The sequence below is a fragment of the Streptomyces sp. NBC_01428 genome (assembly GCF_036231965.1).
Classification (GTDB): Bacteria; Actinomycetota; Actinomycetes; order Streptomycetales; family Streptomycetaceae; genus Streptomyces.
This window is the reverse complement of record NZ_CP109499.1, coordinates 3619148-3644681: the sequence shown is the minus strand read 5'-3', so window position 1 is coordinate 3644681 and position 25534 is coordinate 3619148. Positions and strand designations below refer to the sequence as shown.

Annotated in this window: 25 protein-coding genes; 19 read left to right on the top strand and 6 right to left on the bottom strand. The window is 71.1% G+C overall.

The window, feature by feature from the left end:
• Positions 1-3: 3 nt before the first annotated feature.
• The 3 genes from OG406_RS15665 to OG406_RS15655 form a co-directional block, all read right to left on the bottom strand.
• Positions 4-1248, bottom strand: coding sequence for a hypothetical protein (locus OG406_RS15665; protein WP_266847173.1), 1245 nt, complete (start codon positions 1246-1248; stop codon positions 4-6).
• Positions 1249-1335: 87 nt separating this feature from the next.
• Positions 1336-1851: a SigE family RNA polymerase sigma factor gene (locus OG406_RS15660; protein ID WP_164372402.1), complete on the bottom strand. Its 516-nt coding sequence runs from the start codon at positions 1849-1851 to the stop codon at positions 1336-1338.
• 149 nt (positions 1852-2000) lie between these two features.
• Positions 2001-3689, bottom strand: coding sequence for a chitinase (locus OG406_RS15655; protein WP_164372403.1), 1689 nt, complete (start codon positions 3687-3689; stop codon positions 2001-2003).
• Between the two features lie 378 nt (positions 3690-4067).
• On the opposite strand from OG406_RS15655, the gene OG406_RS15650 reads away from it, so the two are divergent.
• The 15 genes from OG406_RS15650 (at position 4068) to OG406_RS15580 (ending at position 17516) form a co-directional block, all read left to right on the top strand.
• Complete coding sequence (locus OG406_RS15650; protein ID WP_329186260.1) at positions 4068-4949, top strand: hypothetical protein; 882 nt, start codon at positions 4068-4070, stop codon at positions 4947-4949.
• A 177-nt stretch (positions 4950-5126) separates the two neighbouring features.
• Positions 5127-5840: a Flp pilus assembly protein CpaB gene (gene cpaB, locus OG406_RS15645; protein ID WP_081219132.1), complete on the top strand. Its 714-nt coding sequence runs from the start codon at positions 5127-5129 to the stop codon at positions 5838-5840.
• 153 nt (positions 5841-5993) lie between these two features.
• Complete coding sequence (locus tag OG406_RS15640; protein ID WP_266616152.1) at positions 5994-7613, top strand: AAA family ATPase; 1620 nt, start codon at positions 5994-5996, stop codon at positions 7611-7613.
• Entirely contained in the window at positions 7610-8266 is a 657-nt protein-coding gene (locus OG406_RS15635) for a TadE family protein (protein ID WP_329186256.1), read from the top strand. Before OG406_RS15640 ends, OG406_RS15635 begins: the two co-directional genes overlap by 4 nt.
• A gap of 18 nt (positions 8267-8284) precedes the next feature.
• Complete coding sequence (locus OG406_RS15630; protein ID WP_081219135.1) at positions 8285-9625, top strand: CpaF family protein; 1341 nt, start codon at positions 8285-8287, stop codon at positions 9623-9625.
• A gap of 28 nt (positions 9626-9653) precedes the next feature.
• The gene (locus tag OG406_RS15625; RefSeq protein WP_329186254.1) at positions 9654-10595 is read left to right on the top strand and encodes a type II secretion system F family protein; all 942 of its coding nucleotides are present in this window, start codon (positions 9654-9656) and stop codon (positions 10593-10595) included.
• Between the two features lie 12 nt (positions 10596-10607).
• Positions 10608-11498, top strand: coding sequence for a DUF5936 domain-containing protein (locus tag OG406_RS15620; protein WP_081219137.1), 891 nt, complete (start codon positions 10608-10610; stop codon positions 11496-11498).
• The gene (locus tag OG406_RS15615; protein ID WP_329186251.1) at positions 11498-12877 is read left to right on the top strand and encodes a sensor histidine kinase; all 1380 of its coding nucleotides are present in this window, start codon (positions 11498-11500) and stop codon (positions 12875-12877) included. Before OG406_RS15620 ends, OG406_RS15615 begins: the two co-directional genes overlap by 1 nt.
• Positions 12870-13601: a response regulator gene (locus OG406_RS15610; RefSeq protein ID WP_266847157.1), complete on the top strand. Its 732-nt coding sequence runs from the start codon at positions 12870-12872 to the stop codon at positions 13599-13601. Before OG406_RS15615 ends, OG406_RS15610 begins: the two co-directional genes overlap by 8 nt.
• 102 nt (positions 13602-13703) lie before the next feature.
• A complete protein-coding gene (locus OG406_RS15605; RefSeq protein ID WP_164372020.1) occupies positions 13704-13907 on the top strand; it encodes a hypothetical protein in 204 nt (67 codons plus the stop codon).
• Positions 13904-14515, top strand: a complete 612-nt coding sequence (locus tag OG406_RS15600) for a pilus assembly protein TadG-related protein (RefSeq protein ID WP_266849426.1) — start codon at positions 13904-13906, stop codon at positions 14513-14515. Before OG406_RS15605 ends, OG406_RS15600 begins: the two co-directional genes overlap by 4 nt.
• A 15-nt stretch (positions 14516-14530) precedes the next feature.
• On the top strand, positions 14531-15121 hold the full coding sequence (locus tag OG406_RS15595) for a hypothetical protein (RefSeq protein ID WP_266847155.1): 591 nt from the start codon (positions 14531-14533) through the stop codon (positions 15119-15121).
• A 2-nt stretch (positions 15122-15123) separates the two neighbouring features.
• Positions 15124-15765 (top strand): OmpA family protein, encoded by a 642-nt coding sequence (locus OG406_RS15590; RefSeq protein WP_164372022.1) that lies wholly within the window; start codon positions 15124-15126, stop codon positions 15763-15765.
• Positions 15766-15805: 40 nt separating this feature from the next.
• On the top strand, positions 15806-16681 hold the full coding sequence (locus tag OG406_RS15585; RefSeq protein ID WP_329186249.1) for an LLM class flavin-dependent oxidoreductase: 876 nt from the start codon (positions 15806-15808) through the stop codon (positions 16679-16681).
• Positions 16682-16739: 58 nt separating this feature from the next.
• Positions 16740-17516: a class I SAM-dependent methyltransferase gene (locus tag OG406_RS15580; protein ID WP_266616170.1), complete on the top strand. Its 777-nt coding sequence runs from the start codon at positions 16740-16742 to the stop codon at positions 17514-17516.
• A 332-nt stretch (positions 17517-17848) separates the two neighbouring features.
• Here OG406_RS15580 and OG406_RS15575 read toward each other — a convergent pair whose 3' ends face one another.
• Positions 17849-18184: a DUF192 domain-containing protein gene (locus OG406_RS15575; protein ID WP_164372025.1), complete on the bottom strand. Its 336-nt coding sequence runs from the start codon at positions 18182-18184 to the stop codon at positions 17849-17851.
• Positions 18185-18938: 754 nt separating this feature from the next.
• Between OG406_RS15575 and OG406_RS15570 the strand changes: the two genes are divergently transcribed.
• From OG406_RS15570 to OG406_RS15555, 4 genes are all read left to right on the top strand, one after another.
• Positions 18939-19712 carry an isoprenyl transferase gene (locus OG406_RS15570; RefSeq protein WP_267048422.1) on the top strand — a complete coding sequence of 258 codons (774 nt, stop codon included), beginning with the start codon at positions 18939-18941 and terminating at the stop codon, positions 19710-19712.
• A 320-nt stretch (positions 19713-20032) separates the two neighbouring features.
• A complete protein-coding gene (locus tag OG406_RS15565) occupies positions 20033-21358 on the top strand; it encodes a PhoH family protein (protein ID WP_164372027.1) in 1326 nt (441 codons plus the stop codon).
• A 409-nt stretch (positions 21359-21767) separates the two neighbouring features.
• A complete protein-coding gene (locus OG406_RS15560; RefSeq protein WP_164372028.1) occupies positions 21768-22493 on the top strand; it encodes a transglycosylase SLT domain-containing protein in 726 nt (241 codons plus the stop codon).
• A gap of 136 nt (positions 22494-22629) precedes the next feature.
• Positions 22630-24099, top strand: coding sequence for an AI-2E family transporter (locus tag OG406_RS15555; RefSeq protein ID WP_329186247.1), 1470 nt, complete (start codon positions 22630-22632; stop codon positions 24097-24099).
• A 104-nt stretch (positions 24100-24203) separates the two neighbouring features.
• Here OG406_RS15555 and OG406_RS15550 read toward each other — a convergent pair whose 3' ends face one another.
• Together OG406_RS15550 and OG406_RS15545 are read right to left on the bottom strand one after the other, a co-directional pair.
• Positions 24204-24737 carry an alkyl hydroperoxide reductase gene (locus tag OG406_RS15550; RefSeq protein WP_164372030.1) on the bottom strand — a complete coding sequence of 178 codons (534 nt, stop codon included), beginning with the start codon at positions 24735-24737 and terminating at the stop codon, positions 24204-24206.
• Between the two features lie 6 nt (positions 24738-24743).
• Entirely contained in the window at positions 24744-25298 is a 555-nt protein-coding gene (locus OG406_RS15545) for a peroxiredoxin (RefSeq protein ID WP_081219150.1), read from the bottom strand.
• Positions 25299-25534 lie beyond the last annotated feature (236 nt).

Genomic DNA, 25534 nt, shown 5'->3' with positions numbered 1-25534 from the left:
CCGCTAGGACAGGCCCGACCACTGCGCGCCGGTCGCGATCGCCTTCAGCTCGGAGAGCGTCAGGGCCGGGGCCGTCCGGGTGGCCGCGGCGTCCTGACGGTCGGTGTTGAACGCGGAGACCACCACGCGCAGCCCGTCCGGCCGGATCGTGTCGGCGGTCCACATCACCACCCCGGCGCCGCCCTTCTCGCCGGGCGCCTTCTTCGTGACGACCTTCGTGCCGTCGGGCAGGGTCTCGGCGCCGCCGAACAGCTGGCCCTCCACGTCGCCCATGTTCGGCTGCACGTTGATCTGCACCAGGCTGCGGCCCTTGCCGTCGTCGACGACCACCCAGGCGTACTCCTGGTCGTCGGCCCCCCGCGACGTCACGGTGACGTCCGCGGGGAGGAGCGAGACCAGCTGGTCCAGGACGGCCTCGCCGTCGGCCGCCGGGTGTGCTGTCGTCGTGGGCGCCGCCGGTTCGGACGGCTTCGGCATCAGGCCGGCCGCGGTCCGCCACACGGCGGCCGTCGCGGCCTGCTTCAACCCGGCGGGCGACAGCGGGGGTTCCGGGCGGGTGACGGGGCTGTCCTTCTCGGCGGCGGCGTTCCACTCGGAGACGGTGACCTGCCGGCCGGTCGGGGTGAGGAGCTGGGCGTACCAGTACTTCGTGTCGGCGCGCCGGTCCGGGTACTCGTAGCCCTGGAAGATCATCAGGCGCGAGCCGTCCCGGAGCGTGCTCGTGTGGCACGCGTCGTATCCCGCCGCGCTCCTGTCCGGGCAGGTGACCGCCTCCCCGGCCTCCGGGCTCGCCGGGTCCACCAGGCTCACCGCGACCGAGACCGCGGTCTTGCCGTGTCCGTCGTCGTAGACGGCGTACGCGTACGGGCCCAGCGGATGATCCGTGGGGCGGCCCGCCTCTTCGCTGAACCTGCCCTTGGGGAGCGTCCTTTCGAGGGCGCGGATCATGTCGGCGGCCGACATCCGGCTGTGCTTCTCCGTGCCGGACTTCGAGGTGGCCGCGGCCACCGGGGCCCGTCCGGCGTCCGTGCCGGGCAGCAGCAGCGCCCCGCCGACCCCGACGAGCGCGAGCCCGGCCACGCTCCCGGTCACCGCGATCCGGCGCCGCGACCGCAGCCGCCGTCCCCGTGCCTCGCCCTTCGCGGCCAGCGCGCGCCGGTCGGGGTCGAACCCGTTGCCGGTCCGGTGCAGGGCGTTGCCGAGCCGCTCCTCGAAGAGGTCGTCGGCGGGAGAGTCGTCGAGGGGCATGGGGAACCACCCTTTCTGGTGAAGGAGAGGAAGCAGGGGGGGGGAGAAGGGCGAGCGGGGGAGGGGAAGGACGGGGGAACGGTCCCCTCAGGGCGCCACGTGCTCGCTGAGGCTGCCGCCCAGGACCGTGCGGAGCCGGGCCAGCGCCCGGACGCTGCGGGTGCGGACGGCGGCCGAGCTGGTGCGCATCACCTCGGCCGTCTCCTCGACGCTGCGGTCCTCCCAGTAGCGCAGGACGACGACGGCCCGGTCCTTCGGCGGCAGCCCGCGCAGCGCCTCGACGAGGGTGAGCCGCAGCGGTGTGTCGCCACCGCCGCCGGCGGGGTCGGGAAGGTCGGGGAACACGTCCGTCGCGCGCTCCGAACTGCTGCGTAACCGGCGGTGCGCGAGGAACGTACGGGTCAGCACGGTCTGCGCGTACGCCGCCGGGTTGTCGCTGCGGGACACCCGCCCCCAGCTCACGTACATCCGCCCGAGCGCCTCCTGCACGAGATCCTCGGCCAGATGGACGTCCCCGCCGGTCAGCAGACAGGCGGACCGGTACAGATGCCCCGCCCGGGCACCCGCGAACTCCGCGTACCCGTCCCCCTGAACCTTCCTCATCCGACTCCCCCGGGTGGCCGTGAACTCGACGCCGTCACTTAACTGATGCGCCGGGACCCGGAAATGTTTCACCCCGCTCCCTGCGGATGCGGGGAACGGGGTGAAGGGGAAGGGCCGTGCGTCAGGGGTGCCGGGTGGTGGGAGCGGGGTTACATCGCGTGGACGTGCGGGCCGACCGCGTTCGACCAGGCGTTGCCCGCCGACGCGTCCCAGTTGGTGGACCAGGTCATCGCGCCGCGCAGACCCGGGTAGGTCTTGGAGGGCTTGAACGAACCGCAGTTGGTGCCCTTGGCCAGGCAGTCGAGGGCGTTGTTCACGATGGACGGGGAGACGTAGCCGCTGCCCGCGCCGCTGGTGGAGGCGGGGAGACCGAGGCCGACCTGCGAGGGCGCGAGGCCGCCTTCGAGCTGGATGCAGGCGAGCGCCGTCAGGAAGTCGACCGAGCCCTGCGAGTACACCTTGCCGTCGCAGCCGAGCATCGAACCGCTGTTGTAGTACTGCATGTTGACGACGGTGAGGATGTCCTTGATGTTCAGCGCCGTCTGGAAGTACCCGTTCGACGTGGACTGCATGTCGATCGTCTGCGGGGCCATCGTGATGACCAGGGACGCGCCGGCCTTCGCGGACAGGGACCGCAGGGCCTGCGACATGTAGGTCGCGTTGAGACCGTTCTCCAGGTCGATGTCGACGCCGTCGAAGCCGTACGTCTGCATCAGCGAGTAGACCGAGTTGGCGAAGTTGGTGGCCGACGCGGAGTCGCTCACCGAGATCGTGCCGTTCTGGCCGCCGATGGAGATGATGACCTTCTTGCCCGCCGCCTGCTTGGCCTTGATGTCGGCCTTGAACTGGTCGACGGTGTAACCGCCGAGGCCGGCCGAGTCGAGGGTGAAGCTGACCGCGCCGGGCGTGGTCGTGGCGTCCGCGAAGGCGACCGCGATGATGTCGTACTGCGACTGGACGGCGGAGAGCTTCTGGACGGTCGCGCCGTTGTTGAAGTTCTGCCAGTAGCCGGTCACGGCGTGTGCGGGCACGTTGCCGCCTCCGCCACCGCCGGAGGTGGCGGCCGTCTTCCCGGTGACCGTCGACGACTTCACCGACTCACCGGCCGCGTTGGTCGCCGTCACCTGGAACGAGTACGACGTCGAGGCGGCGAGCCCCGAGACGGTCGCGGAGGTCCCGGTCACCGACTGGACCTTGGAGCCGCCCTGGTAGACGTTGTAGCCGGTCGCGCCCGACACCGTGCTCCAGGCGAGGGAGACGGACGAGGAGGTCGTGGAGGACACGCCCAGGCCGCCGGGGGCCGCCGGGACCGTCGGAGCCGGGTCACCGCCACCGCCGCCGTCGGGGCCGAGCACCGAGAGGTCGTCCGCGAAGTAGGCGGCCTGTCCGTACCAGCCGTGCGTGTAGACCGTCACGGACGTGGTCGAGGAACCCGTGGTGAAGGTGGTCTTCAGCTGCTTCCAGGACGAGGAGTCCGGCGTCCACGTCGACACGTCCGTGGTGCCCGTGCCCGTCGCGCCGAGGTAGGAGTAGCCGCCCTGCACCCACGCGCTCAGCGTGTAGGTCGAGTTGGGCTTGACGGCCACGGACTGGGTGCACTGCGCGTTGTCCTGCCCGGCGGGCGTGGCCTTCAGCGCCGCCGAGCCGCCGTGCACCGGCGAGGAGACGGTCGCGCCGCTGCCCGCCGAACACGTCCAGTTGGAGAGGCCGGACTCGTAGCCGCCGTTCTTGGCGTTGTTGACGTCCGCGGCCTGGGCCTGGCCGGCCAGACCGGTGAGGGAGAGGACGGATGCGGTGACGGCGGCGGCGAGGGTGCCCGCCCATCTCCGCCTGGGCATTCTGGTGACGCGGTCCACTGGGTCCTCCGGGGGAGAGGTGGGGGAGGGGGATCGGAACGGTGGCCACCGCCGGTGGATACAAGTTGGTCCAGACCAATCCGGTTGTCAAGACCTCTGGAGCGCCCAACACCCCTGTCAGGGACTTGAGTTGCCCCACGCGCGTCTTACTCTCCGTTGATCACTTCCGCACCTTCGGTGAGATGATCTCGCTGATTCGGTGTTGAGCGGGCCATGCCGTGGATATGGTGCTGATGCAAGAGGACGTCACCGTGACGATCTGAGGCCGTTCGAGGTCGTCCGTGATGCTCCATGGCGATAAAAGGGGCGATCTGAGGCGGTGGTTGACCACCCCGCCGCAGCGAACGGGGTGTGTGCAGCGTGCCGACCGCGATAGCCGTCACCAGTCCCGACCTGGTGCTCCCACCGCACGACCGGCAGACCCCGCCCGCGGTCGTCCAGCCCCTGGACACCCTGGAGGCCTCCCTCACCGGGATGCACGCCCTCATCGAGCAGCACGGATACGTGATCGCGCTGTACCCCTCCTCCGTCGAGGGGCCCGTCACCCAGCGGCTGCGCACGGTCCGCTCCGTCCTGGAGAGCGACCGCATCGCGCTGCTCGGCCTCGACCTCCCGCCGCTCGGAATCGCCCTGCTCGCACAGCAGTTGCGCCAGCTGTCCGTCTGCGACTTCAGCCCCGGCGTGCTGGCCTCCGCCGCCCGGCTGCTCGCGCACTACATCTACGCGGGCGCCCTGCTCGGTTCGGTCGCCAAGCTCGACCGCGTCCCGGTCACCCTCGGCTCGCACGCCAAGTCGTGGGTGCCGGGCGCCCAGTTCGCGGTCCTCGCCAACCCGCGCCCCGAGATCGTCCGAGTCGGCCAACAGGACCTTTCCGGCCCGGAGTTCGGCACCCGGCTGCTCTCGGCGGCGGGGCAGGCCCCCTCCGAGTGGGTCACCGAGACCCTCGCCCCCGCCTGGCGCGTCCAGAGCGCCGCGACCGTCCCGCTGCCCGCCGCATCGGCCCGCTGGTGGGGGACGTCACGCCTCGTCGAGTTCGCCGCCGGGCTGTACGACGTCTCCGTGCTCTACCAGCTCGTCTCGTCCGTCCGGCGGGAGCAGTGCCACTGGTGCGGCCTCGAACTCATCGGTGACCGCTGCGGGTTCTGCGCCGCACCGCTGCCACCGTCCGCCGCGCAGGAGCTTCCGGCCACCGTCGTCCGGGCAGCCTCCTCGGTACGCGCACTGCCCCGGGGTGCCACCTAGGCCCCGGCATCACCGGCCACATCCGAACAGCACCAGGCGCCACCGCACGACCCGCCGTCCCCCGCAGATCGAGGTTGTCCGGAGCATGCTGCACCACCCCGGGGCACACCCCCCGGCACCTTGGCAGAACAGACAGCTCGGTCCCGTCCCCGGTCCCGCTCCACGAGGTGAGATTCAGTGAACTCGCGCCAGCGCCGCGGCGTCATCCTGCTGGTCCTCTCGGTCCTGTGCGCCCTCGGCGCCTTCGCCGGAGTCCTCTCGGTGATCCGCGACGTGAACTCCAAGGTCGGCCCGGAGGTCACGGCGTACCGCCTGAAGGACGACATCGCTCCCTACAAGGAGCTGACGGCCGACCAGTTCGAGAAGATCTCGATGCCCGAGCGATGGCTGTCGTCCACCGCCGTCACCAGCCTCTCCCAGATCCGCGGCAAGATCGCCGTCACCCAGCTGGAGAAGGGCTCGCTGCTCCAGGCCGACATGATCGTCGAGCGGCCCCGGCTGGCCGCGGGGCAGCAGGAGATCGCCATCATGATCGACGCGGCGACCGGTGTCGCGGGCAAGATCAACCCCGGCTCGCGGGTGAACATCTACGCCACCTTCAAGGCCGAGAACGACAAGGGCGTCGACCAGTCCAAGGTGATCGTCGAGAACGCCCGCGTCATCGACGTCGGCAAACTCACCGCGCTCGACCCCGGCCAGTCCAGCTCCGACCGGCGCAACAACGCCAACCAGGCCGTCCCCATCACCTTCGCCCTCGGCACCGCCGACGCCCAACGCGTCGCCTACGCGGAGTCGTTCGCCGAACACGTCCGGCTCGCCCTGGTCGCGGGAGGCTCCGACGCGGCCGTCGCGCCCGGCGACCGTACGTACACCCTCGACGAGGACAAGTAGGAGGCCGCGCATGAGGTCCATGCCCACGGGGCGCTGCCGGAGTCCCCGCCCGAGGCCCCCACGTACCGGCCGGGACCCGAGGCCGGTACCGCGCACGCGTGCCGCGCGGGCCCGGCGGCCCGCGGCGCCACACGCCCACGAGGAGCTGGGCCGATGACCGTCCGCATCCTCTCCGCCGTCGGCGACATCGACTCGGCCCGCGCCCTCACCACCCTGCTGAGCCAGCTCGCCGACGCCGAACCCGCCCCGCCGGTCCCCGACTCCACGGCCCTGCTCGACACGCTGGCACGGCTGGCCGCCGAGTCCCTGGACGAACTGCCCGAAGTGGTCCTCGTCCACGAACGCATCGGCCCCGTACCGGCGTTGGACCTGATCCGCGACCTCGTGATGCGCTTCCCCGCCGTCGGTGTCGTCCTCATCACCGCCGACACCAGCACCGGCGTCCTGACCGCCGCCATGGACTCCGGCGCCCGCGGCATCATCGGCCTTCCCCTCGGCTACGACGCCCTCGCCGAACGCGTCCAGGCAGCCGCCTCCTGGTCCGCCGGCATGCGCCGCCACCTGCACAGCGGCGCACCCGCCCTGTACACGGGCCCCGGCGGCACCGTCGTCACCGTGACCGGCGCCAAGGGCGGTGTCGGCGCGACCGTCACCGCCGTCCAACTCGCCCTCGCGGCGCAGGCGTCCGGCCGCAACGTCGCCCTGCTCGACCTCGACCTCCAGTCCGGCGACGTGGCCTCCTACCTCGACGTGCAGTTCCGCCGCTCGGTGGCCGACCTCGCCGCCATCACCGACATCAACCCGCGCGTCCTCCAGGACGCCGTCTACACCCACGACAGCGGCGTCGCCCTGCTGCTCGCCCCCGCCGAGGGCGAACGCGGCGAGGAGGTCACCGACCGGGTGACCCGCCAGGTCCTCGGCGCGCTCCGCTCCCGCCACGACGTGGTGGTCGTCGACTGCGGCTCCCAGATGAACTCGGCGACCGCCGCCGCCGTCGAACTGGCCGATGTGGCCCTGCTGCTGGTCACCCCCGACGTCGTCGCCGTCCGCGCGGCCAAGCGCATGGTCCGGATGTGGGACCGCCTCCAGATCCGCAAGGCGGAGGAGACCACCACGGTCGTCAACCGCTTCGCCCGCGGTACGGAGATCCAGCCGTCCCTCGTCGAACGCGTCACCGGCACCAAGGTCGCCCGCACCTCCGTCCCCGCCGCCTTCAAGGAACTCCAGGCCGTCGTCGACGCGGGCCGGCTCCAGGACCTGGACGCCCGCTCGACCGTCAAGCAGGCCCAGTGGACCCTGGCCGGCGAGCTGGGCCTCGTGGTTGCGCAGGAGGGCGGGGCCGGCGGCCGACGGCGCAAGGCACCGGTGGCCGACCGGGGCGCGATCGGCCTGCGCCGCAGGGGCGGCGACCGGGGAGCCGTCACCCTCGAGTTCGCCGGGATGTTCCCGCTGCTGCTCGTCGTCATGACGATCCTGTGGCAGTGCGTGCTGTACGGCTACTCGTACTCCCTCGCCGGGAACGCGGCCGACGAGGCGGCACGGGCCGCGACCGCCGCGTACGCGGTGAACGGCGACGTCGGCGGCGCCTGCGCGGCGGCGGGCAGCAAGCACCTCCCCGGCGCCTGGCAGGGCGCGGGCATCGGCTGCGCCCCGGCCGGCTCGGTCATGAAGGCCACCGTCGAGGTCGACGTCCCCCTGTTCTTCCCCGGCTTCGACGCGGGTTTCCACGTGAAGGGCACGGCGGGCGCGGCACTGGAAGGGGACGACGGATGAGGACGTTCCTGCGACGGCCACCGGTCCTCCTGCCGGGCTTCCGCCTCGGACTCCGGCGCCGCGAACCGGGGTGCACCGATCCGACCGGAGCGCCGCGCGGCGGCGGCCGCCGGGTCGGGAGCGCCCGTACGCCGGCCGCCCGTCGGGCCGCCGGCCGGCTCCGCGCCACCGGAGCCCGCCGTGCCGGGAGCGCCCCCGCCGTCCCGGCGACGCACGCCGTCCTGACGCCGGGCGCCCGTTGCCCGGCCCCGGCGCCGGGCACCGGCGGCCCCCCGGCCGCGGCCACCCGTCTCCGTGCCCGCCGCGTCACCCGCCGCCTGCGGGACGACCGGGGCGTCTCCATCCTGGAGTTCACCGGATTCCTGCCCATCCTGCTGCTCATCGGCATGGCGACGATCCAGCTCGGCCTCATCGGGTACGGCGCGAACCAGGCCGGCTCCGGGGCACGGGCCGCCGCGCGCGTCGCCTCCCAGGGCGGCGACGGCGCCGCGGCGGGACAGGCCGCCGTCAGCGGCTGGCTCGACCCGCAGGTCGCGCCCGCCCAGGGGGCCGACCTCACCACCGCGACCGTCACCGTCCACGTCCCGGGCGTCATCCCGCTCTTCGGCGGCTACGACCTGTCCCGCAAGGCCACCATGCCCACCGACGACTGACCGGGAGGAGCCGACACCATGAGCCTGCGTTCCCGCATCGCGACCCCCGACGAGGGGGGACCCGCCCGTGAGGACGGACACCTCGTCGCCGTCTACCGCGCGAAACTCCTCGAGGAGATCGACCTCGCGGAGATGTCCAGCCTGGCCGCGGCCGAACGCCGCGTCCGCCTCGAACGCGTCCTCGGCCACATCATCAGCCGCGAGGGCCCGGTCCTGTCCTCCGCCGAACGCTCCCAGCTGATCCGCCGGGTCGTCGACGAGGCCCTCGGACTCGGCGTCCTCGAACCGCTCCTCGCGGACGCCTCGATCACCGAGATCATGGTCAACGGCCCCGACTCGATCTTCGTCGAGCGGGCCGGCCGCGTCGAACAGCTGCCGCTGCGCTTCGCGTCGAACGAGCAGCTCATGCAGACCATCGAACGCATCGTCTCGACGGTCAACCGCCGCGTCGACGAGTCCAACCCGATGGTCGACGCCCGGCTGCCCACCGGCGAGCGCGTCAACGTCATCATCCCGCCGCTCGCCCTGACCGGCCCCACCCTCACCATCCGCCGCTTCCCGCGCGCCTACACGCTCCCCGAACTGATCGGCCTCGGCTCCCTCGACGAGCAGATGCTCATGCTCCTCGCGGCCTTCGTCCGGGCCCGGTTCAACGTCATCGTCAGCGGCGGCACCGGCAGCGGCAAGACCACCCTGCTGAACGCGCTGTCCGGACTGATCCCGTCCCACGAGCGCATCATCACCATCGAGGACTCCGCCGAACTCCAGCTCCAGCAGGAGCACGTCATCCGCCTGGAGTCGCGGCCCCCGAACGTGGAGGGCAAGGGCCAGATCACCATCCGCGACCTGGTCCGCAACTCCCTGCGCATGCGCCCCGACCGGATCATCGTCGGCGAGGTCCGCGGCGGCGAGACCCTCGACATGCTCCAGGCCATGTCCACCGGCCACGACGGCTCGCTCGCCACCGTGCACGCGAACTCCGCCGAGGACGCCCTCATGCGTCTGCAGACCCTCGGCTCCATGTCCGAGGTGCAGATCCCCTTCGAGGCGCTGAAGGACCAGATCAACTCCGCCGTCGAAGTCGTCGTCCAGCTCTCCCGGCACGCCGACGGCTCCCGCAAGGTCACCGAGATCGCCCTGCTCGTCTCGCACGGCCGCGAACAGTTCCGCGTCAGCCCCGTCACCCGGTTCGTGCCCCGCCCCGTCGGCCCCGACCGCGTCGTCCGGGGCCACTTCGAGCACCTCCCGCTGCCCCGCTCGGTCGCGGAGAAGCTGTACGTCGCCAACGAGCCGCTGCCGCCCGCCTTCGGCGTCGCCGAGGCCATCGACCTCCTCCCCACCCGGCAGGCCATCGGATGACGCCGCCCACCTCCGAAGGGAGGCTGCCATGAACGACCCCGCCCTCCTCGCCCTCGGCGGAACCGTCCTGTGCGGCACACTCGCCGTCGCGGGCGTGCACACCTACGCCTCGGGCCGCGCCCAGCGCCGGGCGCTCGTCGACCGCCTCTCCGGCACCGGCCCGCCGCGCTCCGGCGCCGGCCGTGTCCGGCACTTCGCGGGCGTGGACCGCAGGCTGCGCCGCACCCGGCTCGGCCGCACGATCCACCTGCGCCTCTCGGCCACCGGACTCGACATCACCGCGGGGGAGTTCTTCACCTACGTCACCGCCGTGGTCGTCGCCCTCTGGCTGATCGCCGCCGCCACCCTCGCCCCCTTCTTCGGCCCGATCGCCGCCCTCCTCGGGGTGTGGAGCGCGGCCATCTTCCTCAACTGGCAGCGCCAGAAACGCATCGAGGCCTTCATCAACCAACTCCCCGACGTGGCACGCCTGCTGGCGAACGCCACGGCGGCCGGTCTCGCCCTGCGCACCGCGCTCGCCATGGCCGCCGAGGAGCTGGAGGCCCCGGCGGGCGAGGAACTCGCCCACGTGGCGGACCAGCTGATGCTGGGGCGGACCATCGACGACGCGCTCGGCGAACTGTCCGAGCGGCTGCCGTCCCGCGAACTGATCGTCCTCGTCACCACGCTGGTCCTCGCGAACAAGGCGGGCGGCTCCGTGGTCAACTCCCTGCGCAACCTGACCCAGACCCTGGAGGACCGCAAGGAGACCCGGCGCGAGGTCCGCACCATGCTCTCCGAGGTCAACGCGACCGCCTTCACCGTCCCGTTCCTCGGTATCGGCTCCCTGGTCCTGATCAACTCCTCGAACGAGGGGGCCCTCGCTCGCGTCACCGGCTCCCCGCTCGGCCAGGGCCTCGTCCTGCTGGCCCTCGGCCTCTACACCGTGGGCTTCTTCGTCATCCGCCGCCTCGGCAAGATCGAAGTGTAGGGAGGGGTCACCATGCTGCCGCTGCTGCTCGCCGTCCTGATGGGCGCGGCCGTCGCCGGCGTCCTCCTGGGCGTCCGGATGATCCGCGCCGACGCCAAGCTCCCCAGCGACCTCCAGCTCGCCCTGGAGGTCGGCGGCACCCGCGTCTCCACCGCGGACTCGGCCGTCGACCGCCTCGGCATGCGCTTCGCGCCGACCGTGCTGCGCCTGATGGGCCCGCGCCGGGTGGACGCCAAACGCCGCCGCATCGACATGGCGGGCAACCCCGGCGGCCTGACGCTCAACCGCTACGCGGCCCGCCGCGCGGTGTACGGCATCTTCGGCGTCGTCCTCGGTCTGGTCTTCCTCTCCAACGGCCAGCTCCTGTTCGCCGTGCTCACCCTGGCCTTCGGGCTGGTCGCCGCGGACGCCCTGATCTGGCAGGCGGTCCGGGAACGCAAGGACGTCATCGACCGCACGCTGCCCGACTTCCTGGACGTCCTCGCCGTCGTCGTCTCCGCGGGCCTCGGCTTCCGCCAGGCACTCGACCGCGTCGCCGAGAAGTACGAGGGCCCCTGGGCCGACGAACTGCGCATCACCCTGCGCCAGATGGACATGGGCGTCAGCCGCCGCCAGGCCTTCGACGAACTCCGCCGGCGCAACTCCTCCGAGCAGGTCGCCCAGTTCGTCTCGGCCCTCCAGCAGGGCGAGGAGCTCGGCTCACCGATCGCCGAGACGCTCATCCAGCTCGCCACCGACATGCGCCGCACGGACGCCCAGAACGCCCGCCGCCGTGCCGCCAAGACCATCCCCAAGGCGACCATGGTCACCCTCGTCTTCATGCTCCCCGCGACGATGATCCTCATCGCCACCGGCATGTTCCTGGGCTCGGGGACGAACTTCGGCTCGATCCTGGGGCGCTGATGGACGGCATCCTGCACCGCCTCGCGCGGACCGCCCGCCCGCACACGCCCGGTCCGCTCGCCCGCCCCGGACGCAACCGCGCGCGGGGCACCGGCTACCTCGCCGACGACGTCCCCGCGCCCGGCGGCGTCCGCCTCCAGCTCAACGCCCTCCAGGCACTGTGCCGCCAGGCCTTCGGCGTCCGCCTCGCCGCCATCGCCGTCGGCGCCCCCTTCGCGATGACGAACGCGGCCGACGGCCTCGCGCGCTACGCCGTCCTCGCCGCCGCCGTCCTCGGCGTCATGGGCTCCTACGCCATGCTCCGCGACTGGGAGCGCTTCGGACCCCGCCTCCTCGCCCACCCGAGCCTGATGGCCCTGGACCTCAGCTTCGGCGCGATCCTGCTCCTCACCGCGTCCCCGGCCTCCCCCCTCGCCTACGCCACGGTCTGCACGCCGCTCCTCTCCGGCCTCCTCTACGGCTGGCGTGGCGCGGGCGTCTTCACCGGCCTCCAGTTCGTCGTGCTCCTCACGGTGTTCCGGGCCTGGGAACACCGGCCCGGAGCCGGCGCCAACACCCTGCTCGTCGCGGGGTTCTGCGTCGGCGCCGGCATCGTCGGCGTCACCCTGCGCAACCTGATGTTCCGCTTCGGCACGGCCAGCCAGGCCCTGTCGGAGGCGACCAGCAGGCTCGCCGTCGCCGAGGCCGTCGAGTCCGAACGGGCCCGCCTGGCACGCGAGATGCACGACTCGGTGGCCAAGACCCTGCACGGTCTCGCCCTCGCCGCGGACGCCCTCGCCGCCTCCGCCGACGCCGCGGACCCCGAGGCACTGCGACGTCAGGCGACCGTGGTGGCCGGCGCTGCGCGCCGCGCCGCCACCGAGTCCCGCACCCTCCTGTCGGACCTGCGCCGCCACACCGATCTCACGGCCCCGGACACCGACCTCCTGCCCGAACTCCGGGCTCTGGCTGCCGACTTCCAGAACCGGACCCGTATCCCCACCCCCGTGCGCCACCGGGGCGCGACGCCGGTCCTGCCCTGCGCGGCGGCCCACCACGTCCTCGCGATCGTGTCCGAGGCACTGGAGAACACCCACCGCCACGCGGGCGCCACCCGGGCCGCCGTCGAACTGGCCGTGGCCGAGGACGAGTTCTCGGTACGGGTCCTGGACGACGGAGCGGGCCTCCCCGAGGCCGCCACCCCGGCCATGCTCGCCACCTGGACGAGATCCGGCCATTTCGGCCTGCTCGGCATGACGGAACGCGCCGCCTGCGTCGGCGGCCGGCTGGCGCTGGACCGAGCACCGCAGGGCGGCGCCGAGATCCGTCTCACCGTCCCTCTCCGCGGGGCCGCACGCCTCGCGGCCCCCACCGACCAAGAGGAGGCCGCACATGCCTGACCAGGCACTTCCCGGCCCGCCCCTGCGCGTCCTCGTTGCCGACGACAACCCGGTCGTACGGGCCGGACTGACCGCCCTGCTGGAGGCGCACCCCGACACCGTGGTGGTCGCGGCGGCCCGGGACGGCGAGGAGGCGCTCGCCTGCGCCCTGCGCCACGCACCCGACGTGGTCCTCCTCGACGTCCGCATGCCCGGCACCGACGGCCTCACCGCCCTGCCCCGGCTGACCAGGATCGCCCCGGTCATGATGCTCACCTACAGCCGCGAACCCGAGGTGGTGGCGGAGGCCCTGCGCAAGGGCGCGGCCGGCTACCTCGTCCATGGCGAGTTCACGGCGGCCGAACTGATCTCCGCCGTACGGGATGTGCGCGACGGCCGCTCCGCTGTCCCGGATCCACTCGGAGTTTCCTACCAACCAGAGCCATTCTCTTCGCACCTGCAACCATCTGTGTCACAGTCGTCGGAGGCTCGGCCCGCAGTGACGGCGGGACTTCATCGCCGCGCCCCCAACCGCACTGATTTCGGCCTGAGTTCAAGGGAGGTGGAGGTGATGGACCTCATCGCCGCAGGCATGAACAACCGTCAGATCGCCGCCACCTGCTTCATCACCGAGAAGACCGTCAAGAACCACATCAACCGCATCTTCGCGAAGCTGCACAGTTCTTCGCGCAGTGAAGCGATCGCCCACTGGCTGGGCACGGCCCGCGAGGGGTGGGGCCGATGACTCCCCGGACCGGAAGTTGGGCCCCTGGGCCCACCCGGAGTAAGGGCCTTCTCACGTACGGTGCACGGGTCGTTAGTGGCGTCGGGTGGGAGGGCAGTGCTGATGAGCAGGTTCGCCATGTGGACACGAACCGTGATCTCCCGCATGCGGGACACGAACCGGGACGCGGGAGCGGGGTTCGTGGAGTACGCGGGGTTGATGATCATCATTGCGGGGATCTTCACGTTGATCGACCAGTTGGGACTCGACGGTCTGATCTCCGGTGCGATCGGCGACGCGGTGGACCGGGTGATCGGCGGCGGCTGACCCCGCCCCTCCTCCGCGGTGACCGAGGGCAGACTCTCCCGATCTACATCTGGCTGACGGGGATTCTGCTCTTCGCCGCGTTCGCCTTCTTCGCCTTCGCCCAAGCAGCGTCCGCCCGCAATGGAGCTCAAACCGCGGCGGACGCTTCTGCGTTGGCCGCCGCCCAGGACGCACGCGATGAACTGATGGACGGTCTGAAGGCCGCTGTGGGTCAGGACGACGACTGGCTGGACTGGCTGACCGGACTCCAGGGGCCACGGGGAGTGGGAGCCACGGCAGCCGCCCAACAGCTGGCCTCCGAGAACGACTCGACCGTTCAGGGGGGTGCACAGCCCACAGTCTCGGACGGGTTTCCCGGCTACCGGGTCGGCATCCGGACGAACTACACCGTCGGCGACTCGATCATTCCTGGCACCGAGAACAAGCACGCAGAGGCTCACGCCGTGGCTGTCATCCAACCGCGCTGCGACTTCGCCCCGGACACGGACCCCACGAAACCCGTCGAGCTGGACTGCGACGGGCAGATCGTGAACATCGACCCCGGAGATTTCAATCCGGACGACCTGCCGGACGCGAATGTGCTGTTCTCTGTGCATCTGGCCGAGTGAGAGGAAGCCGTACCAATGGATCTCCGGCACGCCATGATGGGCCGCAGGGCAATGACCGCGGTGGCGATCACGACTGGGCTGCTCCTCACGGTGGCCGGCTGCGGTGGAAGCGGCGGCGACGACAAGTCGAATGAGAGTTCCGCCGCTTCGTCGCCCACCGCCAGTCAGGACGACGGTGGGAGCAAGGAGTCGTCGACGCCTTCCGCCGACAAGGTCCTGGCGACGGCGAAGGACGGCGACATCACCGTGACCATCAACTCCGCCCAGCGCGATCAGGGCGGTTTTGTGACGGTGGCGGGACAGGTCACCAACGGCGGAAGCAGTTCCTGGCTCGGCGCCGACTGGCAGAGCAACGAGACGGAGTTGGCGGGCAACGGCGGTTCTCTCTCCGGCGCGAGCCTCGTCGACGAGAAGGGCAAGAAGAAGTACCTCGTCCTGCGGGACACATCGGGGCGGTGCCTCTGCACGAAGTTCTCGCGCCTGAGGCCCGGAGACACGGCATCGTGGTTCGCTCAGTTCCCCGCTCCGCCGGACGGCACGGACACGGTCAGCTTCCAGGTCGGTGCCCTGCCCCCGACCTCCGTCGACCTCTCCGAGGGTGAGTAGCCATGGCCGCCACCCCTCGCAGCGCCCATACCTTCACGGCGCTGGCCGTGCTGGCCACCCTGATCCTTGCCGGGGGCCCCGCCCACGCCGACGACGACCCCAGCGCCCCACCCGGCAGCGTCACCACGTCCCCACCCCCGGACGTCGACGCCAACAGTCCCGGGCTCAAGCTGGCCGACGGTGCCACGCTCGCGGGCGCCAAGGTGCTGGACATCAAGTCGGTCGTCGAGGACCTGGGAGGCGAGGAGCGCCGGGAGGACACCAACGCGGATGTGACGTTCGCGCTCCAGGCCGAGGTCCTCTTCCCGAAGGACAGCTCGAAACTGAACCCGGACGCCCAGTCCCGTATCCAGGCGATCGCGGACGAGATCAAGGCACAGAAGGCCACCACCGTCCGCGTCTTCGGCTTCACCGACAACCTCGGCTCGTACGCGCACGGTCTGAGCCTGTCGAAGAACCGCGCGGAGCAGGTCCACGACCGGCTGGCCGCCGCGCTCGGTTCGTCGGACACGGACATCACGTTCGAGGTGCGGGGCTACAGCGAGGACTACCCGATCGCCGACAACACCTCGGAGCAGGGCCGCCGCAAGAACCGCCGTGTGGAGGTGTCCTTCCCGAGGGGCTCGGCCGGCGACGCGTCGTAAAGCGCTTGTCGCGGGGGCGCGGCGTCGGTAGGAAGGCGGGATGACGTCACTCGGTGTTGTCTTCCGGCCGCAACTGCCCCCCGAACGCCTGCGTGCCGTGGCGCGCGCGGCGGACGCGGCGGGGCTCGACGAACTGTGGCTGTGGGAGGACTGCTTTCTCGAAGGGGGCGTCTCCGCCGCCGCGGCCGCCCTCGCCTGGACCGAACGTCTGAAGGTCGGCGTCGGCCTGCTCCCGGTCCCGCTGCGGAACGTCGCCGTGACCGCCATGGAGGCCGCCACCCTGCACCGGCTCTTCCCGGGACGCGCGGCCGTCGCGGTCGGCCACGGCGTCCAGGACTGGATGGAACAGGTGGGAGCACGCGCCGCATCACCCCTCACGCTGCTGCGCGAACACCTCGACGCGCTGCGCGCCCTGCTGCACGGCGACCGTGTGTCCACGGAGGGCCGCTACGTGAAGCTGGACGGGGTCGCCCTCGACTGGCCGCCCGCCTCGGCGCCCGAGATCCTCACCGGCGCCACCGGTCCCCGGACGCTCCGGCTCGCCGGAGAGGCCGCCGACGGAACCGTCCTCACGGCGTCGACGACCCCCGACGGGGTACGGCGTGCCCGGGACCTCATCGAGGAGGGACGGAAGAAGGCCGGCCGGACGGACGGCCGGCACCGGGTGATCGTCTATCTCCATGCCGCGACCGGGCCCGACGCGGCCGCCCGGCTGCGCGCCGAGATGGTCGCCGACGGCGAGGACCCGGCGGCGGGACACGGGGCCGCCGGGGACGCGGAGGCCGTCGCCGAGGCCGTCCGGCGGGTCGTGGACGGGGGAGCCGACACCGTGGTCCTCCAGCCCACCGCCGACGAACCGGATCCCGAGGGCTTCGTCCGCTTCGCCGCCGAGCAGGTGCGCCCCCTGGTCCCCTGAGCCCCGGGGCCCTCGAAAATCCGTCGCCGCAGGCCCCGCCCGTTGCGACAATGCGCCCATGACCACCACGCGCACCTTCGAGGACCTCGTCGCCGAAGCCGAGGCCGCGTCCGTCGACGGCTGGGACTTCTCCTGGTTCGAGGGGCGGGCCACCGAGGAGCGGCCCTCGTGGGGGTACGCGCGGGCGATGGGGGAGCGGCTGGGCCGCGCCCGCGCCGCCCTCGACCTCCAGACAGGCGGCGGCGAGGTGCTGAACTCCGCCCCGAAGCTGCCCCCGCTCCTCGCCGCCACCGAGGGCTGGCCGCCGAACGTCGCCAAGGCGACCGCGCTGCTCCACCCCCGTGGTGCCGTGGTCGTCGCGTCCCCGGAGGAGGCCCCGCTGCCGTTCGCCGACGGCGCGTTCGACCTGGTGACGAGCCGGCACCCGGTGGCGACCCACTGGGACGAGATCGCCCGCGTGCTCTGCCCCGGCGGCACCTACTTCTCCCAGCAGGTCGGGCCGGCCAGTGTCTTCGAACTCGTGGAGTACTTCCTCGGCCCGCTGCCCGAGGAGGTCCGCACCGGCCGGGACCCGGAAGCCGCCCGACGCGCCGCCGAAGCCGCCGGGCTCGATGTCGTCGACCTGCGCTCGGAACGGCTGCGCGTCGAGTTCCGGGACATCGGAGCCGTCGTCCACTTCCTGCGCAAGGTGATCTGGATGGTCCCCGGATTCACCGTCGAGGCGTACCGGCCCCGGCTGCGCGCCCTGCACGAGCAGATCCAGGCGCAGGGTCCCTTCGTCGCCCACAGCAGCCGTTTCCTGATCGAGGCACGCAAGCCGGGCGAGGCTGCCTGACCGGTGCCCGCAGGGGAGTACCGGCCGCGCGATCGTCCGTTGCCCGGGCGAGAGGGCGGCTCGCGGCCCGCTCGCGGGAATGACCGAAAACACCCCAATGAAGGGCACTCGGTATGAGATGACCGTCCGGATGGCGGACGGGTGCGGGGTGAGCGCCGGACGTCAACCGGCCGATCTGCACAGGGTTTCCACATCGTTATCGGGAGTGGCTCGCCTGGGCTGTTCGCCTGACGTAAGTTCAGGCCAAGGTAATTCGCGTGAGCAAAGCTGCGCGTGTGGCACCGCGCAGTGGAGGGGGCTGCGCGGTGCTGCCTTCGTGGAGTGACGTGACGTCAGCCGTCCTGGACCACGACCCGTACGCCACGCTCCACGCCCCACCGCTCCATGGAGCCGGCCTCCGCCTCCAGGACCGCCCGGGCCCGTGGCCGGGGAAGTCCCACCCGGCCCGGACGCATCGTGCGTACCGCCAGGACCCGTGACGCGCGGTCCAGGTAGGCGACGTCGATCGGGAACCGCATCCCCAGGGTGTGCACCGAGCTCGCCGGGGTCAGCAGCAGCGCACCCTCGATCCCGTCGCGCCCGAGCAGCCCGCGTCGCCGGGCGCGCGCCGTCGCGGCCCGTTCCAGCGGGACCGGCCCGGACGTTCGCTCCGTCGTGAAGGTCGTCATGGCTGCGAAGCTAGCGGCGGCGTCAAGGGAGTACGCCACGCCCGTCACCCGCCCGGAGTACCTCGCCGGGCATCGGGGTGCTCCCCCTGGAACGGCTCCGAACCCATTGGATCTCCACCGATCCTTCGCGATTCCCTTTGAATCAGCTGGGATTCGGCCATGATCACACCCGGAATCGATAGTTCCGCGCTCATCCCGGCGTCGTCGGCCGACTCCGGAGAGTAGTTGTGGCACGCGGATGCACGCAGCATCACTTACGAAGGGTTATGGTGGAAACCCCCCCTCGGGCCGGTCCGTCTCCCCCCCACGGACCGGCCCGTTTTTTGTGCCCGCGTCGGCCCGTGCGGCAGGCGCCCCCGTGCGCCCCCCGGGCGGGGCGCCGGTGGAGGCCGGGGAATCCGGTGACACAGTGCCGCCCTGCGCGGCGGGTCCGTCCCCGACCAGCCCTTCCTGGCGGACACCCGTCCTCTCTCGTGGGCCCGGGCGTCCCTCGGCGGTGGGTTTCCGGCCCGGGGTCCGGGCGTCCCGCATCGTCCGGTGCGGTCGGGGGAGTGGCATCCAGTCCCCTCCTCGAGGCGCCGGGCACGACGGCCGGAGCGCGTTCGGGCCCTGCCGTGCCGCACTGTCAGGTCTCTGACACCCCTTGGCGGAGCCCCTGTTTCACGGGGGTAGGCTTCGCCCCGGGGGACCGCCATATGGACAGGGACTGTGCTCGGGCGCGCCTGTCCCATCCGCACGGAGGGGCTGACAACACGTGACCTTGCGCGACAACCTGCGCCGTCTGCTGGTCAGGTTCTATGCACGCAGGGTGGAAGGCCACCTCGACCACGACCAGGTGCCGAAGCACATCGGGGTCATCATGGACGGCAACCGGCGCTGGGCGAAGGCGGCGGGTTCCACCACCGCCCAGGGCCACCGTGCCGGAGCCGACAAGATCGAGGAGTTCCTCGGCTGGTGCTCCGAGACGGACGTCGAGGTCGTCACCCTGTGGCTGCTGTCCACCGACAACTTCGACCGCCCGCAGGAGGAGCTCGGCCCGCTGCTCGGCATCATCGAGGGCGTCGTCCGCACCCTCGCGGCCGACGGCCGCTGGCGGGTGCATCACGTCGGCACGCCCGACATCCTGCCCTCGCAGATGCAGTCGGCCCTCAAGGAGGCCGAGGAGACCACCGCCCACGTCGAGGGGATAGTCGTCAACGTCGCCATCGGCTACGGCGGACGCCAGGAGATCGCGGACGCCGTCCGCGCGATGATCCTCGACGCCGACGACAAGGGCACCTCCATGGAGGAACTCGCCGAGGCCGTCGACGTCGACCTGATCGGCAAGCACCTCTACACCGGTGCCCAGCCCGACCCCGACCTGGTGATCCGGACCAGCGGAGAGCAGCGCCTGTCCGGATTCATGCTCTGGCAGACGGCCCACTCCGAGTACTTCTTCTGCGAAGTCTTCTGGCCGGCGTTCCGCAAGGTCGACTTCCTGCGCGCGCTGCGTGACTACGCGGCGCGACACCGCCGCTACGGCGGCTGATTTCCGGGGTCCCGCGGTGAGGTCGCGGGCGCCCCGGGGGGCGTACGTCATCAGGAGTTAACGCACGCGCCGTCCGCTCCGGCTGCATGGCTTGGCTCGTTCGAGGGCATAACGCTTGCAGGTCGACGCCCGAACCACGGGTGTCGTATCTCAGCGGACGGCACGGGGCCGTCCGCCCGGGAGGCCCCTTGCACCAGCCCGACCGTGCGGTCAGTACGGACGAAGCGGAGGGCCGGTTCTCGGCCCGTGCATCGGTGCCCGAGACCGGTCCAGATCTCCTTCGTCGCTCCCCGACCTCATCCGAGGGGGTACGTCCTTCCGTGGTGACCAGCACTAAGCGCCGCATGCCTGACCGGCGCACCTATGTTCTCGACACCAGCGTCCTGCTGGCCGATCCCAATGCTCTGAGCCGCTTCGACGAGCATGAAGTGGTGCTCCCGATCGTCGTGGTCACGGAGCTGGAGGCCAAGCGGCACCATCCCGAGCTCGGCTACTTCGCCCGGCAGGCACTGCGCCTGCTCGACGAGTTCCGGGTCCGGCACGGCCGCCTCGACTCCCCGATCCCGGTCGGGGAGCTCGGCGGGACCGTACGCGTCGAGCTCAACCACTCGGACCCCAGCGTCCTGCCCAGCGGGTATCGCCTGGGGGACAACGACTCCCGCATCCTCGCCGTCGCCCGCAATCTCCAGGCCGAGGGATTCGACGTCACCGTCGTCTCGAAGGACCTGCCGCTCAGGATCAAGGCCTCCTCCGTGGGCCTCCTCGCCGAGGAGTACCGCGCGGAGCTGGCCATCACGGGCTCCTCCGGCTGGACCGGAATGTCCGAACTGACCCTGCCGGGCGAACAGGTGGACATCCTCTTCGAGGAGGGACACGTCTACGTCCCCGAAGCGGCCGACCTGCCCGTGCACACGGGCCTGACGATCCAGTCGGAGCGTGGCAAGGCCCTCGGCCGTGTCACCGCCGAGGGCAACGTCCGGCTGGTGCGCGGCGACCGGGAGGCGTTCGGCATCAAGGGCCGCAGCGCGGAGCAGCGCATCGCGCTGGATCTGCTGCTCGACCCGGACATCGGGATCCTGTCGATGGGCGGCCGGGCCGGCACCGGCAAGTCCGCGCTCGCGCTCTGCGCGGGCCTGGAGGCCGTCCTCGAACGCCGCCAGCACCAGAAGGTGATGGTCTTCCGGCCGCTCTACGCGGTGGGCGGACAGGAGCTCGGCTATCTGCCCGGCTCCGAGTCCGAGAAGATGGGCCCCTGGGCCCAGGCGGTGTTCGACACGCTCTCCGCGGTCGCCAGCCGCGAGGTCATCGAGGAGGTCACGGCGCGCGGCATGCTGGAGGTCCTGCCGCTCACCCACATCCGCGGCCGTTCCCTGCACGACGCGTTCGTGATCGTGGACGAGGCCCAGTCCCTGGAACGGAACGTCCTGCTGACGGTCCTCTCCCGGATCGGCGCCAACTCGCGGGTCGTTCTGACCCACGATGTGGCGCAAAGGGACAATCTGCGGGTCGGGCGGTACGACGGAGTGGTCGCCGTCGTCGAGAAGTTGAAGGGCCATCCGCTCTTCGCGCACGTCACGCTGAATCGTTCGGAGAGGTCCCAGATTGCGGCACTCGTGACCGAAATGCTGGAGGACGGGCAGATCTGATCCCGACTGTCCCCACCTGGTCAAAGGGTGGTGGATACACGCTGGTTGGCGCCGTCCGGCAAAGGCGAAGGAGCCTAGCCGGGCGGCGTCCTGCTGCGCGCCCGTTTCCTGAAAAGACCGGCCGCAAACGAGGTGTGAGCTTTCACACGCGACGGGGAATTGCCTTGCGCCGTCTGGTTACGGCTAGAGTCTCCTTCCTGTCAGGCCCCGCATACGACACACCTGTACCCCCAGCGGTACGGCACCACCGGAACCTCAGAACTCCATAAAGCCGTCGTATGCCGCCCGCGCACCACGCGGCGCTCCCCGAGCGGGAGTTGCCCACCGGGCCCGTGCCTCCCGTGACCCCGCAGTTGGGAGGCCAGCGCCAAGGGGCACGATTGCGTCCGCGAGGGTCACCTAAGCGGGCATGCTGGAAGGAAACCGTGTGAGCCGGATTTCGGTCCGGGGATTCGCAGTGGCTTCGGCCACCGCGGTCACCGCCGTTGGAAGCGTCGTCGGAGTTGCCTCTGGCAGCACCGCTCAGCCCTCGATCGACGCCGAGGCGACGGCAAGCGACTCGACCCTCCTCGCGGACATCCCCACGGGTCAGCAGGCCCAGGTGCAGACCGCGTCCCTGACGCAGCAGGCCGACGCGCAGGCCATCGCCGCGGACGCGAGCGCCAAGAAGGACGCGGAGGAATCCGCCCGCAAGCAGGCGGCCGACGACGCCGTGGCCAAGCAGAAGGCCGCGGAGAAGGCTGCGAAGGCCGAGAAGGAGGCCAAGGAGCGCAAGGAAGCGGCGGAGAAGGCCAGCCGTTCCGCGACGCGCGACGCGACCACCTTCAGCGTCCAGTCCTCGTACTCCGTCGCGCAGATCCAGGCGATGGCTCGCCAGATGGTGCCGAGCGGGCAGTTCCAGTGCTTCAGCAACATCGTGAACCACGAGTCCAGCTGGAACTACAAGGCGGTCAACGCCTCGTCCGGTGCCTACGGTCTCTTCCAGGCTCTGCCCGGTTCCAAGATGTCGTCCGTCGGTTCCGACTGGCAGACGAACCCGGCCACACAGATCAAGTGGGGCCTCAACTACATGAACGGCCGGTACGGCAGCCCCTGTGAGGCGTGGTCGTTCTGGCAGGCGAACAGCTGGTACTGAGCCGCACGCAGCACGTCGGGCGCTCAACCTTTCGAAGCCCCTCCCCGTCATAGGGGGAGGGGCTTCGGCCATGTACGGTCGGATCCGACGACTCCTGGGGGGAGTGGTGGGGAGCAACGGGGGAAAAGGACGCATCATGTCGCGAGTACCAGGGTGGCTCGGCAGGCTCGGCGCAGGACTCACCGAGCTGGGCGAGCGGTTGGACGAACGCCGGGCCGAGGTCGAGAAGGAGTCACAGGGCTCCCCCGACCTTCAGGACCGGTCCGCAGTGCGTGTTTCCGTCGAGAAGTCGGACGGACCGGTTTCCGACACGCCGGAAACGCCCGGTTCCCCGGACGACCTGAACGACCTGGACGTCTTGGACGACCTCGGCTCCCCCGAACACCCGGTGGCGGTCCCTGAACCGGCCGTGCTGCCGGCCCGGCGCCCCGCGTCCGAGAAGACGTCCTCGCCGACGTCGTACGTCCTGACGCCCCGTCCGAACCCCGCGCTCGCGGTGCCGTGGGGCGTGCGCGTCGCCGCCGAGGCCGGCTGGCGGCTGCTCATCCTCGCGGGCACGGTCTGGGTGCTGATGCGCGTCATCAGCGCGGTGCAACTGGTGGTGCTGGCCTTCGTGGCCGCGCTCCTCATCACCGCGCTGCTCCAGCCGACGGTGGCCCGGCTCACGCACCACCGGGTGCCGCGCGGCGTCGCCACCGCGCTCACCGCGATCCTCGGCTTCGTCATCATGGGGCTGATCGGCTGGTTCGTGGTCTGGCAGGTCCAGGAGAACATCGACAACCTCTCCGGCCAGATCCAGGACGGTATCGACGAGCTGCGCAAGTGGCTCCTCAAGGGTCCGTTCCACGTGACGGACAAGCAGATCAACGAAATAGCGAAGAACCTCCGCGAGGCGGTCGGCGCGAACACCGACCAGATCACCTCGGCGGGCCTCCAGGGCGTGACGGTCATCGTCGAGGGCCTCACCGGCATCCTCCTGACGATGTTCTCGACGCTCTTCCTGCTCTACGACGGCAAGCGGATCTGGGAGTGGTCGCTCAAGCTCGTCCCGGCCGCCGCCCGTCCCGGAGTCGCGGGCGCGGGTCCCCGCGCCTGGCGCACCCTCACGGCGTACGTCCGCGGCACGGTGATAGTCGCCATGATCGACGCCATCTTCATCGGCCTGGGCATCTACTTCCTCGACGTGCCCATGGCCGTCCCGCTCGCCGTCTTCATCTTCCTCGGCGCGTTCATCCCGCTCGTGGGCGCGGTCATCTCCGGAGCCCTCGCGATCGTCGTCGCCCTCGTCACCCAGGGCGTGTTCACCGCCCTCATGACGCTCGCCGTGGTCCTCGCGGTCCAGCAGATCGAGGGCCACGTCCTGCAGCCGTTCATCCTCGGCCGCGCGGTGCGCGTCCACCCGCTCGCCGTGGTGCTGTCCGTCGCGGCGGGCGGCATGGTCGCCGGCATCGGCGGAGCCGTCGTCGCGGTCCCGCTCGTCGCGGTCACCAACACCGTCGTCACCTACCTGCGTTCGTACGCGCACGAGGCGGGCCAGCGCCATTCGCCCGAGCCCCGGGGCGCCACGGCGCTCGACCCGGCACCGGCGAAACACCTCACACCGTAGGCGGTCCCGTGCCGCTCCGGGGGACCGGATGCGGCACGGAGAACGCCCAGGGCCCCGCTCACCGTCGAGGTGAGCGGGGCCCTGGGCGTGGTGCGGAGCGAGGACTACCCGGCGAGCACGGCCTCGGCGTCCAGCGTGGCGCCGACGGCCTGGAGGACGGCCGCGATCTTGAACGCCTCCTGGATGGTCTCCCGGTCGACGCCCGCCTTGCGGAGCACCTGCTCGTGCGAGTCGAGGCACTGCCCGCAGCCGTTGACGGCGGAGACGGCGAGCGACCACAGCTCGAAGTCGACCTTGTCCACGCCCGGGTTGCCGATGACGTTCATCCGCAGACCGGCGCGCAGCGTCCCGTACTCCGGGTCGGAGAGCAGGTGCCGCGTGCGGTAGAAGACGTTGTTCATCGCCATGATCGCGGCGGCCGACTTGGCGGCCGTGTACGCCTCGGGCGACAGCCGGTCCTTCGCCTCGGGCTCCAGCTCACGCAGCACGCGCGGCGAACGCGACGCGATCGCGCAGGCCAGCACCGTGCCCCACAGCTGCTGCTGCGGGAGGTCGCTGTTGCCGATCACCGAACCGAGGTTCAGGCGGAGGTCCTTGGCGTAGTCCGGTATGGCGGACTTCAGTTCATCGAGAGCCATGGAAGATCACTCACCGGCCAGCAGGGCGACCGGGTCGAGAGTCGTCTCGCCCTTGGTCCAGTTGCACGGGCAGAGCTCGTCCGTCTGGAGAGCGTCCAGGACCCGCAGGACCTCCTTGGGGTTACGGCCGACGGAGCCGGCGGTCACCATGGAGAACTGGATCTCGTTGTTCTGGTCGACGATGAAGACGGCACGCTTGGCGAAGCCGTCCTCGCCCTCGATGCCGAGGTCACGCATGAGCTCGTGCTTCGAGTCGGCCATCATCGGGAAGGGCAGGTCACGCAGGTCGGCGTGGTCCTTGCGCCAGGCGTGGTGCACGAACTCGGAGTCACCGGAGAAGCCGAGGACCTGGGCGTCGCGGTCGGCGAACTCGTCGTTCAGCTTGCCAAAGGCGGCGATCTCGGTGGGGCACACGAAGGTGAAGTCCTTGGGCCACGCGAAGACGATCTTCCACTTGCCTTCGTAGGTCTTGTGGTTGATCTCCTCGAACTCCTGGCCCTTCTCCAGCGAGACGCAGGCGGTCAGGTCGAACTCGGGGAACTTGTCACCAACAGTGAGCACGCATTCTCCTTGCAACGGGGAGCCGCCCCTTTTGAGGGCGTTTCCCTTGGGTTGGACGAACGCGATCGTGGCACAGGCTGCATTGATTCGGGAAATAGCTACACTCGGTCGGGTTGATCGGTTGCGTCTATCAGTAACCGTCGGTGAAGCGATGCGGAGAGAGAGGTGCGGCGGTGGCGAGCTCCAGCCGCGAGGCCGGCCCGGTGGGCGGCACGCCGACGGTGGGTGGAAGCGTC

Excerpts from the sequence above, each read along its gene's own strand:
- OG406_RS15625 (WP_329186254.1), top strand. The coding sequence starts at position 9,654 with ATGAACGACCCCGCCCTCCTCGCCCTCGGCGGAACCGTCCTGTGCGGC.
- OG406_RS15615 (WP_329186251.1), top strand. The coding sequence starts at position 11,498 with ATGGACGGCATCCTGCACCGCCTCGCGCGGACCGCCCGCCCGCACACG.
- OG406_RS15640 (WP_266616152.1), top strand. The coding sequence starts at position 5,994 with ATGACCGTCCGCATCCTCTCCGCCGTCGGCGACATCGACTCGGCCCGC.
- OG406_RS15580 (WP_266616170.1), top strand. The coding sequence starts at position 16,740 with ATGACCACCACGCGCACCTTCGAGGACCTCGTCGCCGAAGCCGAGGCC.
- OG406_RS15610 (WP_266847157.1), top strand. The coding sequence starts at position 12,870 with ATGCCTGACCAGGCACTTCCCGGCCCGCCCCTGCGCGTCCTCGTTGCC.
- OG406_RS15595 (WP_266847155.1), top strand. The coding sequence starts at position 14,531 with ATGGATCTCCGGCACGCCATGATGGGCCGCAGGGCAATGACCGCGGTG.
- OG406_RS15655 (WP_164372403.1), bottom strand. The coding sequence starts at position 3,689 with ATGCCCAGGCGGAGATGGGCGGGCACCCTCGCCGCCGCCGTCACCGCA.
- OG406_RS15635 (WP_329186256.1), top strand. The coding sequence starts at position 7,610 with ATGAGGACGTTCCTGCGACGGCCACCGGTCCTCCTGCCGGGCTTCCGC.
- OG406_RS15575 (WP_164372025.1), bottom strand. The coding sequence starts at position 18,184 with ATGACGACCTTCACGACGGAGCGAACGTCCGGGCCGGTCCCGCTGGAA.
- OG406_RS15620 (WP_081219137.1), top strand. The coding sequence starts at position 10,608 with ATGCTGCCGCTGCTGCTCGCCGTCCTGATGGGCGCGGCCGTCGCCGGC.
- OG406_RS15630 (WP_081219135.1), top strand. The coding sequence starts at position 8,285 with ATGAGCCTGCGTTCCCGCATCGCGACCCCCGACGAGGGGGGACCCGCC.
- OG406_RS15590 (WP_164372022.1), top strand. The coding sequence starts at position 15,124 with ATGGCCGCCACCCCTCGCAGCGCCCATACCTTCACGGCGCTGGCCGTG.
- OG406_RS15550 (WP_164372030.1), bottom strand. The coding sequence starts at position 24,737 with ATGGCTCTCGATGAACTGAAGTCCGCCATACCGGACTACGCCAAGGAC.
- OG406_RS15555 (WP_329186247.1), top strand. The coding sequence starts at position 22,630 with ATGTCGCGAGTACCAGGGTGGCTCGGCAGGCTCGGCGCAGGACTCACC.
- OG406_RS15605 (WP_164372020.1), top strand. The coding sequence starts at position 13,704 with ATGAGCAGGTTCGCCATGTGGACACGAACCGTGATCTCCCGCATGCGG.
- OG406_RS15660 (WP_164372402.1), bottom strand. The coding sequence starts at position 1,851 with ATGAGGAAGGTTCAGGGGGACGGGTACGCGGAGTTCGCGGGTGCCCGG.
- OG406_RS15560 (WP_164372028.1), top strand. The coding sequence starts at position 21,768 with ATGCTGGAAGGAAACCGTGTGAGCCGGATTTCGGTCCGGGGATTCGCA.
- OG406_RS15585 (WP_329186249.1), top strand. The coding sequence starts at position 15,806 with ATGACGTCACTCGGTGTTGTCTTCCGGCCGCAACTGCCCCCCGAACGC.
- OG406_RS15665 (WP_266847173.1), bottom strand. The coding sequence starts at position 1,248 with ATGCCCCTCGACGACTCTCCCGCCGACGACCTCTTCGAGGAGCGGCTC.